Below are 11966 nucleotides of genomic sequence, written 5' to 3'. Positions count from 1 at the left end.
GCGGGGTCCGGAGTCCCTTCCGGACCCCTTTTTCGTTTGGGCAGCTTGCCCGACAAGCGGAGCATCTTGAGCGAGGTCGATTTGACCAGTTGTTTCGCACGAAGACACGAAGATGTCGGCCTTTCCGCGAAGCGGCCTTTTCCTTGCCAAGTTGCAGCAAGGCGCAGCGCCGCCAAAAACGGGGAGCCTGACGACCGATCGCTGTTTCTTCGTGTCTTTGTGTCTTCGTGCGAAACTATTGTCTCAGACCACCCGCGTCATGAAGCGGCTGAACGGGTCGGGTTTATAGTCCGCGAAGGGCGCGCAATCGTCGAAGCCATAGCGGCGGTAGAGCGCGATCGCGGGCTCGAACGCCGCGCCCGATCCGGTTTCGAGGCTGAGCCGCGCCAGTCCCCGCCGCCTCGCTTCGTCGATTATATGGTCGAGCATCCGCGCTGCCACGCCGCGGCGCAGGAAGGCATCGGCGGTGCGCATCGATTTGATCTCGCCATGCGCGGCATCAAGTTGCTTCAGCGCCCCGCATCCCGCCAGCGTATCGCCGTCGTGGATCGACCAGAAGGTCACATTGCCCGCGCGCAATCCGTCAAAGTCGAGGAAGTGACAGCTGCCCGCGGGCGAATTGGCGAGCATCCCCGCAAAATGCTGTTCGAGGAGCGCGCGGATGGCGGCGCCCGACAGATCGTCTTCGACGATCCGCCAGTCGCCCTCCCCCGCGCCGGTCGTCACAGCATCTGATCGAGCGTCGCGAGGCACGCGTGCGCCAGCAATTTTGATCGTTCGGGCGACCAGCCGACCGCCGGATCGGGCAGGTCGTCATTGTCCTTGAACGGCATTTCGATCGTCATCGACACCGCGCCGAAACGCTCGGCGAGCTGGGTCGTCGACATCGACAGATTGGCCTTGCCCGGCGCCGCTTCGCTATAGCCGAGCGCGACCTGAAAATCGGGGCTGTTCGCGGCGAGCGCGGCCTGGAACGCCTTATACTTGTCCATCTGTCCGGGCTTCAGCGAAGGGATCCCCTCGAACCCGGCGAGGAACACCGCGGGGATGGCTTCATCGCCATGGACGTCCATCGCCCAATCGACGCCCGTTTCATCCATCGCATTGCGGACGCACAGGACTTCGGGGCTGCGTTCGGCGGTCGGATTGTCCCATTCGCGGTTGAGGTTCACGCCCGCAAAATTGGTCCGCAAATGGCCGCGACACGACCCGTCGGGATTCATGTTCGGGACGATGTGGAAGCGGCATTTCCGGAGCAGCGAGCGCGCGTGCGGATCGGCGGGGTCGGTGAGCTTTTCGAGCGCACCCTCGACCCACCATTCGGCCATGCTCTCGCCCGGATGCTGGCGGGCATAGAGCCAGACCTGCGTGTCGCCGCTGCCCATTTCGAGGCAGTCGATCGGCTGGCCTTCGAGACTGGTGCCGAGGCAGCGATAGGTGACGCCCTCGCACTCTGCAACGCTGGCGACCAGATCATGATGGCGCTCCATCGAGAAGGGCGCGAAATAGGCGATGTAGAGGATCGGGCTTTCGGCGGTGTGACGGATCGTCAGCGTGCCGGCATCATAGCTGGTGTCGAGACGGAACCAATAGTCGCGGTCGTAGCTCGCGCACGCCGCATAGCCCGGCCAGCCGTCGGGATAGGCCGAGCTGTCGAGCCCGGTGATCGCCAGATCGAGCGCGTCGCCGATCGCGCACGACACGCGGAAATGAAACCATTGGAAGAAATCGGATTCGCGATCCTTGCGAATCGAAAGGCGCGCCGCGGTGCCGTCGATCGAATCCACGACGATGTTGCCGCTGTCGAACGCGGCGTTGATGGTGATGGTCATGGGACGCTGATAGTGCGTCCCGATTCGCCGGGGAAGTCCTTGAATAAGGCCTCGGCCAATTTTGCCGCGGCGAGCGAGGGTTGCGCGGCCGGTGCCTTCACCGGAATCGCGGTAAGCGCGCGGCCTTCCCACAAGGCCTGCCCGGTCGCGGCATCGTCGATGCGCACCGAAAGCTGCAGATCGGCCATCCGCTTCGGACCGCCGCCCAGGTTGACCCCGATACCGAGCCCGACCCCCGACCCATAGCTGCCGGTCGAACCGCCGACCCCGACCGATACCGGCGAGCGCCGCGCCGCCATCGGCTGTTCGCTCCGCTCAAAGACGATACGGACAAGCAGCGGCGCGCGTTCGTTGCTGCCCGCAGCGACCAGCCCCAGCCGCTGCAACTGCTGGTCGACGGCGGCGCGATAGCTGTTCCATTCGAGCGACGGCATGCTCGCCGCCGGGCCATCGAGCGGCGCGGTCGCGATCGCGTAACGCGTTCCGGGCGCCCAGCCCGGCGCGGCATTGTGGAAGCGCGTGACCTCGACCGGCGGGACCGCGGTGGCACAGCCGCCGAGCGAAAGCGCCGCTGCGCAAAGCAGGGCGACAGAAATTTGACGCGTCATCCCGTCATCATGCGCCAGCAAATATGGCTTGGCAATGAATGGGATGCCGCCGCGGCGCGGCGGCGTCCGGTTCAGCGATAAAAGATGTGGTTGTCGATCTGCGCGATGCGCGTCTTGCGCCAGCCCGGCGAGACATAGCGGGCGTGAAAGAACAGCGCGCCCGGCGCATGATTCTTCCAGCTGCCGTCGCGCGCGATCTGCGCGATCGCAAGGGCGTTGTTCCACTGGGCGCCTTCGCGGATTGCCGGCATCTTGCCGCCGCGCACAAAGCTGAACTGGCTTTTCTGATGGACGACACCGCACAGGCTTTTGGGGAAGCGGCCCGACTCGGCGCGGTTGATCACGACATGCGCGACCGCAAGCTGGCCGGGAAGCGATTCGCCGCGCGATTCGAAATAGACCGCACCGGCGAGGCAGCGCAGTTCGGGGTCGATGTCGGCGGGGCGCGGGGTCGCGGCGACAAGCGCGGCGAGCGATTCGGCGGTCACCGGGGTCGGCTTCGCTTCCGGCGCGGGGGTCTGGTCGTCGTTCTTGCTGATGTCTGCGACCGGCGCATTGGCCTCGATCGACAGATCCGCCTGATCGGTCGCGACCGGCGCAGGTGCGCTCGGGGCGAGCAGGGCGGGAAGATTGGCGTCGGCAGCAAGATCGCTCGCAAAACCGGGTTCCGCCAAAAGCAGCATGGTCGCGGCAGTCATGCCGACGGCAGCCACGCTGGCTGTATTCAGGATACGACTCATATTGTCCGTCAAAAGTGCGGCCGATGAACCGAACCTCTCAAAACAAGCGGGGGACTATGGTCCAGTATCGCCGCTTGCGGTCATCGTCCGACTGCGTGTCCAGCCCGTTCTGCCGGGGCATCGTCAAGACAATGCAACCCGCGGGCCGACCTACGCGTTATCGAATGCGCGCCACCTATTGTGCGCTGCAACAGAGTCAAGTTAACGCAGCCCACTCCGCGACGAGTCGTGGCGCATCTGCGATATCCAGTTCGACGATCCATAGATCAGGATCGGCCTTTTGCCGACGGTCCTGGTAGTTGGCGCGCGATTCACCATCTTTGGGGTCGGCGGGGCCGACCGCCTCCCATATATAGTCGCCAGTCGGGGAAAAGCGCCGTTCAAGCAGCGGCCCGGGCTGGCCGCGCTCGGCGCATTGGACAAGGATGATCCCCGAATGCTCGTCGCCCTTGACGAGGATCGTCGCAAATCCGCCCGCCGATTCGGTGCGGCGCAGCAGCAGGTCGACAAGGAAGCGGCTGGTCAGCCGCGTCATGCGCCAGTTCGCGCCGCGGCGTCAGGCCGCGTCACGCGTTTCGGTATCGGCGAGCAGCGCATAGAGCGCTTCGTCGCTTTTGGCCCCGCGCAGCCGTTCGGCGATCGCTTCGTTGCGCAGCATCCGCGACACCCCGGCCAGCGCCTTGAGATGGTCGGCACCCGCGTCGAGCGGCGACAGCAGCACGAACAACAGATCGACCGGCAGGCCATCGACCGCGTTGAAGTCGATCGGGCGCGACAATTGCAGAAACAGCCCGCGCACCCCGGTCAGATCGGCCATCTTGGCGTGCGGCAGCGCGATTCCGCGCCCGAACCCGGTCGAACCGAGACGCTCGCGTTCGAGCAGCGCTTCGCTGACTTCGCCCGCGTCGAGCCCGAGCGAGCGGCTGGCGAGGTCGCCGACAAAGGGAAAAAGCGCCTTTTTCGAATCGAGCTGGACGTGCGCGCGCACGGTCGCGGGATAGAGAAGGGAAGAAAGGTTCATGGTTCTGGTCAAATCTGTGTAGCCGCCGGGCAATTGGGCCGGGCACTCCGCAAGGACGATCGCGGCGAGGTCATACCGGAGCCCCGCCATACCGGCATAGGACGTATTGGGCGCGGCCCTTATGCCGGTTGGCGAAGAAAATCCAGCCCTATCGTGGTTCGACCCAGCCGATCGTCCCGTCGTCGCGGCGATAGACCATATTGTGCGAACCCGTCTTGCTGTTGACGAACAGCAAGGCGTTGGTGTTGCGAAGGTCGAGCATCATCACCGCGTCGGACACGCTGCTGTTGGGGATGTCGACGCGCGTTTCCGCGATGATCGCGGGGGCGTCGCCGGCATCTTCCTCGCCGCCACCGTCAAAGACGATATAGCTCGCATTGTCGTCGATCTCGTCGACCGTCGGTGAAGGCTGCGCCGGACCGCTATTCCGGTCTTTCAATCGTCGCATATAGCGGCGCAGCTGCTTTTCGATGCGCTCGGCCGCCCCTTCGAACGCGACATGCGCGTCCTGCGCCTGGCCATGCCCCTTGAGCACCAGCCCCTGCATCACATGCGCGACGATGTCGCACTGGAAACTGTCGTGCGGCCCTTTGCCAAAGGTCGCGTGCGCCCCGATCGCGCGCGAAAAATATTTGTCGGCAATCGCGTTCATCCGGTCCGACACATGCGCCTGCAGCGCTTCGCCGGTTTCGATCTGGTGGCCAGAGACGCGGATTTCCATTTTTCTTCTCCTTCTTGGCCGGTGCGATGACTTATGCGATCACCATCACACCGTATCGAGCCACAGCGGCTGGTTCAGCCCTGCGACAAATTCGGCATGGCGTGCCAGATCGGCGGCCGATGCCATATGGGGTCGGGGTTCGCGGAACGGACGATCGCCGCCGCGCGGTACCGCAGGGGCCGCGGCGGCGAGCGTCGGGACGTTCGTCGCCGACGCCGCGAGTCCCAGCCCGATCTGCCGGCCGCCGGTCATTTCGATGTAGAGGTGCGCGAGCAGTTCCGCATCGAGCAGCGCGCCATGCTTGACGCGGTGGCTGCGGTCGATGCCGTAGCGCGTGCAGAGCGCGTCGAGGCTGTGCTTGGCGCCCGGATGGAGCTTGCGCGCCATCTGCACCGTGCAGCACATCCGCGCCATGTCGAGCGCGGGACGGCCCGCGCGCGCGAGTTCGGCGTTGACGAAACCGAAGTCGAACGCGGCATTGTGCGCGACCAGCGGCGCGTCGCCGAGAAATTCGAGCAGATCGTCGACGCGGGTTGCGAACAACGGCTTGTCCGACAGGAACTGGATCGACAGGCCGTGCACCGCTTCGGCGGCGGCGGGCATGTCGCGTTCGGGGTTGAAATAGGCGTGGAAGGTCTGGCCGGTTTCGCGGCGGTCGACCAGTTCGATGCACCCGATTTCGACCAGCCTGTCCCCGGTCTTGGGATCGAATCCCGTGGTTTCCGTATCGAAGATAATCTCGCGCATTGAGCGGTTAATCTGGACCCTATCGGGCGCGGAAACAAGAGGCGATGGCGCGAATCTGGCGATGCGTCTCGCTTTTCGGTCCGCCCGTTTCGATAATGAAATCGGCGCGCGCGCGCTTGACGCGGTCGGGCACCTGCAGGCGGCGAATCGCCTTCAGACGGTCATAGGTCATTCCCGGGCGGCGCATGACGCGCTTGGTCTGCATCCAGGTCGGCGCCGACACCACCGCGATCGCACCGACGCGGCGCCAGCCGCCCTTTTCGAACAAGAGCGGGATGTCGAGGACCACGACGTCGCGCGCGCGGTGGCGGGCGAGGAATTTTTTCTGCGCCCGGAACACCGCAGGATGGACGATCGCCTCGAGCGCGGCGAGTTCATGGCGGTTGCCGAGCACCAGCCCGCCCAGTTTCTGGCGATCGACGCCGCCGGGTCCGGTGGTGCCCGGAAAGCGCGCCTCGATCGCCGCGACGAGCGCGCCGCCCGGCCCCTGCAACCGGTGGACTTCGGCGTCGGCGTCGAACACCGGCACGCCTTCATGCTCGAACATCGCCGCCGCGGTCGACTTTCCCATGCCGATCGATCCGGTGAGGCCGAGGATGAAGGGTCGCCGCAGCCGCGAACCGGGACGCGGATGGTGCCTCATGCGGTGAGCAGCCCTCGCAGTTCGTCGTCGCGGCCTTCGGGCGGCGGAGCACCAAAAAATAGCTCGAACGCAAGCGCCGCCTGCCCGATCAGCATGTCGAGCCCGTCGACGGTGTCAAGCCCGCGCGCCTCGGCGGCCCCCAACAACCCGGTCTGGAGCGGCGCATAGACGAGGTCATAGACAATCGCATCGTCCGGGAGCGGCGAAAGGTCGAGGTCGAGCGGCGGCTGGCCGGTCATCCCGAGGCTGCTCGAATTGACCAGCAGCGATACCGGCGGAAGCGATGAATCGAGCCCGACAACCTCGCCCTTGAGGCCAAAGGTCGCGAGCAGCCCCATGGCTTTCAATGGACTGCGATTGAGGATTGTCACATGTCCGACCCCCGCGCGCGCGAGCGCGAACAGCACCGCCCGCGCCGCGCCGCCCGCGCCCACCACGGCGACCGGCGCACCCTCCAGATCGAGATCGGCGAGCGGCGCATAAAAACCCGCGGCGTCGGTGTTGGTGCCGATGACCGACCCATCGGACTGGCGAACGATCGTGTTCATCGCGCCGATCGTCCCGCGGATATTCCCCGGATCATCGACCAGATCCATGACCGCCACCTTGTGCGGGATCGTGACATTGCAGCCGCGCCAATCGGGGTCGGCGCGGCGCTGTTCGACAAAGGCGGCGAGCGCGTCGGGCGTGACGTGGGAACGGCGATAATCGCCCGCGAGGCCCAAGGCGTCGAGCCAGAATTTGTGGATCAGCGGGGATTTCGATTGCGCGATCGGATCGCCGATCACCTCGGCATAGGATGGCCCGCTCATGACGATGCCAGCCCGGTCGTGCGGAGCCACGACAAGAGCGGCAGCATCGGCATCCCGACGATAGTCCAGGGATCGCCTTCGACCCGGTCGAACAATTGCACGCCCGCTCCTTCAATCTCGTAACAGCCGACGGTCCAGCGGATTCTGTCCCAATGCTCCGCGACATAGGCGGTGATGAACGCGTCCGACAAGGGACGCATCCACAGCTTCGCCTCGCCCACCGCGCGCCACACCGGCGACCCATCGCGCGCCGCGACCACGGCGCTGAACAGCCGGTGGCGCGTCCCCGCCATGCGGCGCAAATGGTCGGCGGCCTCTTCGGGACTGGCGGGTTTGGACAGCATCGCGCCATCGTCGAGGGCGAGCGTCGAGTCGGCGCCAATCACGGTGACGCCGGGCAGGCGCGACGAGATTTTGATCGCCTTGGCCTCGGCGAGCGCGTCGGCGATATTGCGCGCGGTCTGACCGGTGGCGAGCAACGACGCGGTGAGCGCTTCTTCATCGACATGCGCGGCGGTGGTTTCAAATTCCAGCCCGGCGGCGCGGAGCATTGCCGCGCGGCCGCTGCTTTGCGAGGCGAGCAGCAACGTCATGCGCTCGCCCGATCCTCGACCAGCTTGATCACCGCCGCGGCGGTTTCCTCGATCGAACGCCGGGTCACGTCGATCACCGGCCAGCCGTTGTCGGCGAACATCCGCCGCGCATAGGCAAGCTCGGCCTTCACCCGTTCGTCGTCGACATAGGAGGTTTCGGGCGCTTGGTTGAGCGAGAGCAGCCGGTTACGCCGCACCTGCACGAGCCGGTCGAGCCCGGTCGTCAGCCCGACGACCATCGGACGCTTCAAATTATAGAGCGCTTGCGGAGGCGGCGATTCGGGGACGATCGGGATGTTGGCGGTCTTGAAGCCGCGGTTGGCGAGATAGATGCTCGTCGGAGTTTTCGAGGTGCGTGACACGCCGGCGAGGACGATGTCGGCCTGTTCCCAATTTTCCCAGCCGATGCCGTCGTCGTGCGCAACGGTGAACTGGATCGCCTCGACGCGCGCAAAATAGGCCGCGTCGAGCTGATGCTGGCGTCCCGGCCGCGCCTTGGCTTCCTGGCCCAGCATCCGCGACAGGGCGTCGGTCACCGCATCAAGCGCGGGGACGAGCGGCAAGTTGAGCGCGCCGGCGCGGCGTTCGAGACTGGCGCGCAGCTCGCCGTTCACCAGCGTGAACAGGATCATCCCCGGGCTTGCCTGAACTTCGGCCATGATCCGGTCGAGATGCGATTCCGATCGCACCATCGGCCAGAAATGGCGCACCACCTCGACATCGTCGAACTGCGCGATCGCCGCCTTGGCGATATTTTCCAGTGTCTCGCCCGTGGAGTCGGATATGAGATGAAGGTGAAGTCGGCCCATCGCGCCACTTGGGCCAAAGGCGTGGAAAAAGGCAAGCAGGGAGGTGGAGGGGAGGATCGGGCGATCTCCAGATCATCCCCATTTCGGTTCGTGTCGAGCGAGGTCGAGACACACTTGGAGAGCGCACGGCTACGGGGTGTTTCGACATCGCTCGACACGAACGGGATATGGCGTGCGGCTCGTCGAAAACGCTCCACGGCACCGTCTGTGGATAAGTTTGGGGCAAGCGCCGGGAGCAAATCGGGACGATGGATTCATCCCCGACGCTGCCGATTCCGCTCCACCTGTTTTCCACAAGGGACGAATCTTATCCACAGGCTGTGAATTAGGGGGATCATGCCTTGCGACTCTGGCCGCCGACGTATCGATCGGGGAGTCAAGCTGTTGGCAAAAGGGACGCCCCGGCCTAAAGCCGCGCTTGTCCGGCGACCAACAAACCACCACAATCCTATTTAAATATTTATGAAGAGAGAAAGAGGGGCCGCGTGAAGGCGTCATCGAAAAACCTGCTCGCAACGCTGCGCGGGGCACGGCAGGAACGTCCAGCGCTGTGGCTGATGCGCCAGGCTGGGCGCTATCTGCCCGAATATCGCGCGCTGCGGGAAACCAAGGGCGGCTTTCTCGAGCTTTGCTACGATCCCGAAGCCGCCGCCGAAGTGACGTTGCAACCGATCCGGCGCTTTGGTTTCGACGGCTCTATCCTCTTTTCGGACATCCTCGTTGTCCCGCACGCGCTTGGCCAGCATTTGTGGTTCGAGGCGGGCGAGGGGCCGCGGCTCGCTCCGCCGCTGGTGGACGCAACCTTGGCATCGCTCGAGGCCGCGCCCGAGCGGCTTGACCCCATTTATGCAACCGTCGCGCGCGTCGCGTCGGCGCTTCCGCCCGAGACGACCTTTCTGGGCTTTGCAGGGAGTCCCTGGACGGTCGCCACCTATATGGTGGCGGGGCAGGGGTCGAAGGACCAGGCCGCCGCGCGGCGCATGGCATTCGGCGATCCGGACGGCTTCCAGACCATCATCGATGCGATCGTCGATGTTACGGTAAATTACCTCGCGGGCCAGATCGAACATGGCGTCGAAGCCGTGCAATTGTTCGACAGCTGGGCGGGCAGCCTCAGCCCGGCGCAGTTCGAACGCTGGGTCATCGCGCCCAATGCCGAAATCGTCCGCCGTCTGAAGGCCATCCATCCCGACACCCCGGTGATCGGCTTTCCCAAGGGGGCAGGCGGGAAACTCCGCGCCTATGCCGACGAAACCCGCGTCGACGCGATCGGGCTCGACGAGACGGTCGATCCGGTGTGGGCCGACGCGGCGCTGCCGCCGCACCTTCCCGTGCAGGGCAATCTCGACCCGCTTGCGCTCGTCGCGGGCGGCGAAGCGCTCGACGCCGCGATTGACCGCATCCTTGCGGCCTTCCCGGCGCGTCCCCATATCTTCAATCTCGGCCACGGGATCGTGCCCGACACGCCGATCGCGCATGTCGAGCATCTGATCAGGCGCGTTCGCGGCGGGTAGTTATGGCAGACTGGGCAGGATTTTTGGGGGCGACGATGCTTTGGGTCAAAGCCGCGCATATCATTTTTGTGATTTTCCTGATGGCCGGCCTGTTCATGATGCCGCGCTTCTTCGTCTATCACCACCAATGCCCGGTCGGGTCAGACGAAGATAAGAAATGGATCGAGCGCGAGGACCGGCTCCGCCGGATCATCCTGAACCCGTCGCTGACGATCGTCTGGCTGCTCGGGCTGCTGCTCGCCTTCAACGGCAATTATTGGGGTGAAACCTGGTTCATCGCCAAATTCATCCTGGTGCTTGCGCTGTCGGGCTATCATGGCTGGATGATCGGTTATTTCAAAAAGCTGCAACAGGGTTTGCGGCCGCTGACCGAAAAGCAGCTCCGGCTGCTCAACGAAGTCCCCGGCGTCGCCGCGGCGATCATCGTGATCCTGGCTGTCATTCGTCCCTGATCGCGCGCCGCTGGCGCGGGGATCGAGGCCAGCCCGATTGACTTGGCATGGCGCGAGGGATAGGGGCCATGGCAATCCCGCCAGTCGGGCGGCGCTTCCCCAGCGTCGGAGCTATCGCAAACGGTCGTCCCACGGCCGGATAGGCACCCTTGCGGTGCAATGAAAAACAACGGCATTTTTTCCTGAATATCACCCGGAATCCATCCCATGCATCTTAAAGAACTCAAAACCAAAGCGCCCGCCCAGCTCGTCGAAATGGCGGAAGAACTGGGCGTCGAGGGCGCATCGACGCTGCGCAAGCAGGACCTGATGTTCTCGATCCTGAAAGAACTCGCCGAAGAGGGCGAAGAAATCATCGGTTCGGGCACGATCGAGGTTCTCCCCGACTCGTTCGGGTTCCTGCGCTCGTCGGATGCCAATTATCTTGCCGGTCCCGACGACATTTATGTCTCGCCGAACCAGGTCCGCAAATATGGCCTGCGCACCGGCGACACGGTTGAGGGCGAAATCCGCGCGCCGCGTGATGGCGAACGCTATTTCGCGCTGACCAAGCTGATCAGCGTCAATTTCGACGATCCCGACGTCGTTCGCCACCGCGTCAATTTCGACAATTTGACGCCGCTCTATCCGAACCAGAAGCTGTCGCTCGATACCGTCGATCCGACGGTGAAGGACAAGTCGGCGCGCGTCATCGATCTCGTCAGCCCGCAGGGCAAGGGCCAGCGCGCATTGATCGTTGCGCCGCCGCGTACGGGCAAGACGGTACTGCTGCAGAATATCGCCAAGGCGATCACCGACAACCATCCTGAGGTTTATCTGATCGTCCTGCTAGTCGACGAACGCCCCGAGGAAGTCACCGACATGCAGCGCAGCGTGAAAGGCGAGGTCGTCTCCTCGACCTTCGACGAACCCGCGACGCGCCACGTCCAGGTCGCCGAAATGGTGATCGAAAAGGCCAAGCGCCTCGTCGAGCACAAGAAGGATGTCGTCATCCTGCTCGACTCGATCACCCGCCTCGGCCGCGCCTACAACACGGTCGTTCCGAGCTCGGGCAAAGTGCTGACCGGCGGTGTCGACGCCAATGCGCTCCAGCGTCCGAAGCGCTTCTTCGGCGCCGCGCGCAACATTGAGGAAGGCGGTTCGCTGTCGATCATCGCGACCGCATTGATCGACACCGGCAGCCGCATGGACGAAGTCATCTTCGAAGAATTCAAGGGCACCGGTAACTCGGAAATCGTGCTCGACCGCAAGGTCGCCGACAAGCGCATCTTCCCGTCGCTCGACGTCGGCAAGTCGGGCACCCGCAAGGAAGAATTGCTCGTCGAGAAGGACAAGCTGTCCAAAATGTGGGTGCTGCGCCGCATCCTCATGCAGATGGGCACGATCGACGCGATGGAATTCCTGCTCGACAAGATCAAGGATTCGAAGACCAACGAAGATTTTTTCGATTCGATGAATCAATAGTCGCGCCCCG

Annotated in this window: 15 protein-coding genes; 3 read left to right on the top strand and 12 right to left on the bottom strand. The window is 64.3% G+C overall.

The window, feature by feature from the left end:
• Positions 1 to 243 precede the first annotated feature (243 nt).
• The 12 genes from FFS18_RS02605 to FFS18_RS02550 all read right to left on the bottom strand — a co-directional run bounded on the left by FFS18_RS02605 (position 244) and on the right by FFS18_RS02550 (position 8526).
• A complete protein-coding gene (locus FFS18_RS02605; protein WP_171005196.1) occupies positions 244 to 726 on the bottom strand; it encodes a GNAT family N-acetyltransferase in 483 nt (160 codons plus the stop codon).
• Positions 723 to 1832: a M14 family metallopeptidase gene (locus FFS18_RS02600; protein WP_137869652.1), complete on the bottom strand. Its 1110-nt coding sequence runs from the start codon at positions 1830 to 1832 to the stop codon at positions 723 to 725. The genes FFS18_RS02605 and FFS18_RS02600 overlap by 4 nt, the downstream gene beginning before the upstream one ends.
• Positions 1829 to 2440, bottom strand: coding sequence for a DUF4136 domain-containing protein (locus FFS18_RS02595; RefSeq protein WP_137869651.1), 612 nt, complete (start codon positions 2438 to 2440; stop codon positions 1829 to 1831). Before FFS18_RS02595 ends, FFS18_RS02600 begins: the two co-directional genes overlap by 4 nt.
• A 71-nt stretch (positions 2441 to 2511) precedes the next feature.
• Entirely contained in the window at positions 2512 to 3180 is a 669-nt protein-coding gene (locus tag FFS18_RS02590) for a cell wall hydrolase (RefSeq protein ID WP_137869650.1), read from the bottom strand.
• A 196-nt stretch (positions 3181 to 3376) separates the two neighbouring features.
• Positions 3377 to 3715, bottom strand: coding sequence for a DUF1491 family protein (locus FFS18_RS02585; protein WP_120217683.1), 339 nt, complete (start codon positions 3713 to 3715; stop codon positions 3377 to 3379).
• A 21-nt stretch (positions 3716 to 3736) separates the two neighbouring features.
• Entirely contained in the window at positions 3737 to 4201 is a 465-nt protein-coding gene (locus FFS18_RS02580; protein WP_088439859.1) for a PTS sugar transporter subunit IIA, read from the bottom strand.
• A 148-nt stretch (positions 4202 to 4349) separates the two neighbouring features.
• Positions 4350 to 4922, bottom strand: a complete 573-nt coding sequence (gene hpf, locus FFS18_RS02575; RefSeq protein ID WP_120217682.1) for a ribosome hibernation-promoting factor, HPF/YfiA family — start codon at positions 4920 to 4922, stop codon at positions 4350 to 4352.
• Positions 4923 to 4967: 45 nt separating this feature from the next.
• The gene (dnaQ, locus tag FFS18_RS02570) at positions 4968 to 5669 is read right to left on the bottom strand and encodes a DNA polymerase III subunit epsilon (protein ID WP_120217681.1); all 702 of its coding nucleotides are present in this window, start codon (positions 5667 to 5669) and stop codon (positions 4968 to 4970) included.
• A gap of 19 nt (positions 5670 to 5688) precedes the next feature.
• A complete protein-coding gene (gene coaE / locus FFS18_RS02565) occupies positions 5689 to 6312 on the bottom strand; it encodes a dephospho-CoA kinase (protein ID WP_120217680.1) in 624 nt (207 codons plus the stop codon).
• Positions 6309 to 7124, bottom strand: coding sequence for a shikimate dehydrogenase (aroE, locus tag FFS18_RS02560; protein ID WP_120217679.1), 816 nt, complete (start codon positions 7122 to 7124; stop codon positions 6309 to 6311). The genes coaE and aroE overlap by 4 nt, the downstream gene beginning before the upstream one ends.
• Complete coding sequence (locus tag FFS18_RS02555) at positions 7121 to 7717, bottom strand: Maf family protein (protein ID WP_137869649.1); 597 nt, start codon at positions 7715 to 7717, stop codon at positions 7121 to 7123. The genes aroE and FFS18_RS02555 overlap by 4 nt, the downstream gene beginning before the upstream one ends.
• Positions 7714 to 8526 (bottom strand): pyruvate, water dikinase regulatory protein, encoded by an 813-nt coding sequence (locus FFS18_RS02550; protein WP_137869648.1) that lies wholly within the window; start codon positions 8524 to 8526, stop codon positions 7714 to 7716. The genes FFS18_RS02555 and FFS18_RS02550 overlap by 4 nt, the downstream gene beginning before the upstream one ends.
• A gap of 485 nt (positions 8527 to 9011) precedes the next feature.
• On the opposite strand from FFS18_RS02550, the gene hemE reads away from it, so the two are divergent.
• The 3 genes from hemE (at position 9012) to rho (ending at position 11956) form a co-directional block, all read left to right on the top strand.
• Positions 9012 to 10040 carry a uroporphyrinogen decarboxylase gene (gene hemE / locus FFS18_RS02540; RefSeq protein WP_137869646.1) on the top strand — a complete coding sequence of 343 codons (1029 nt, stop codon included), beginning with the start codon at positions 9012 to 9014 and terminating at the stop codon, positions 10038 to 10040.
• A 2-nt stretch (positions 10041 to 10042) separates the two neighbouring features.
• Complete coding sequence (locus tag FFS18_RS02535) at positions 10043 to 10492, top strand: CopD family protein (protein WP_137869645.1); 450 nt, start codon at positions 10043 to 10045, stop codon at positions 10490 to 10492.
• A 207-nt stretch (positions 10493 to 10699) separates the two neighbouring features.
• Complete coding sequence (gene rho, locus FFS18_RS02530) at positions 10700 to 11956, top strand: transcription termination factor Rho (RefSeq protein WP_120217674.1); 1257 nt, start codon at positions 10700 to 10702, stop codon at positions 11954 to 11956.
• The last annotated feature ends 10 nt before the right edge of the window (positions 11957 to 11966 follow it).

The sequence above is a fragment of the Sphingopyxis sp. 2PD genome (genome assembly GCF_005503695.1).
In the GTDB taxonomy this organism is placed as follows: domain Bacteria; phylum Pseudomonadota; class Alphaproteobacteria; order Sphingomonadales; family Sphingomonadaceae; genus Sphingopyxis.
Note: the sequence above shows the minus strand (reverse complement) of the source record. Positions and strands in the feature narration are given on the sequence as shown.

Coding starts and splice junctions, on each gene's coding strand:
- dnaQ (WP_120217681.1), bottom strand. CDS start 5,669: ATGCGCGAGATTATCTTCGATACGGAAACCACGGGATTCGATCCCAAG.
- FFS18_RS02585 (WP_120217683.1), bottom strand. CDS start 3,715: ATGACGCGGCTGACCAGCCGCTTCCTTGTCGACCTGCTGCTGCGCCGC.
- FFS18_RS02590 (WP_137869650.1), bottom strand. CDS start 3,180: ATGAGTCGTATCCTGAATACAGCCAGCGTGGCTGCCGTCGGCATGACT.
- FFS18_RS02595 (WP_137869651.1), bottom strand. CDS start 2,440: ATGACGCGTCAAATTTCTGTCGCCCTGCTTTGCGCAGCGGCGCTTTCG.
- FFS18_RS02550 (WP_137869648.1), bottom strand. CDS start 8,526: ATGGGCCGACTTCACCTTCATCTCATATCCGACTCCACGGGCGAGACA.
- FFS18_RS02535 (WP_137869645.1), top strand. CDS start 10,043: ATGGCAGACTGGGCAGGATTTTTGGGGGCGACGATGCTTTGGGTCAAA.
- coaE (WP_120217680.1), bottom strand. CDS start 6,312: ATGAGGCACCATCCGCGTCCCGGTTCGCGGCTGCGGCGACCCTTCATC.
- hpf (WP_120217682.1), bottom strand. CDS start 4,922: ATGGAAATCCGCGTCTCTGGCCACCAGATCGAAACCGGCGAAGCGCTG.
- FFS18_RS02555 (WP_137869649.1), bottom strand. CDS start 7,717: ATGACGTTGCTGCTCGCCTCGCAAAGCAGCGGCCGCGCGGCAATGCTC.
- FFS18_RS02580 (WP_088439859.1), bottom strand. CDS start 4,201: ATGAACCTTTCTTCCCTTCTCTATCCCGCGACCGTGCGCGCGCACGTC.
- aroE (WP_120217679.1), bottom strand. CDS start 7,124: ATGAGCGGGCCATCCTATGCCGAGGTGATCGGCGATCCGATCGCGCAA.
- rho (WP_120217674.1), top strand. CDS start 10,700: ATGCATCTTAAAGAACTCAAAACCAAAGCGCCCGCCCAGCTCGTCGAA.
- FFS18_RS02600 (WP_137869652.1), bottom strand. CDS start 1,832: ATGACCATCACCATCAACGCCGCGTTCGACAGCGGCAACATCGTCGTG.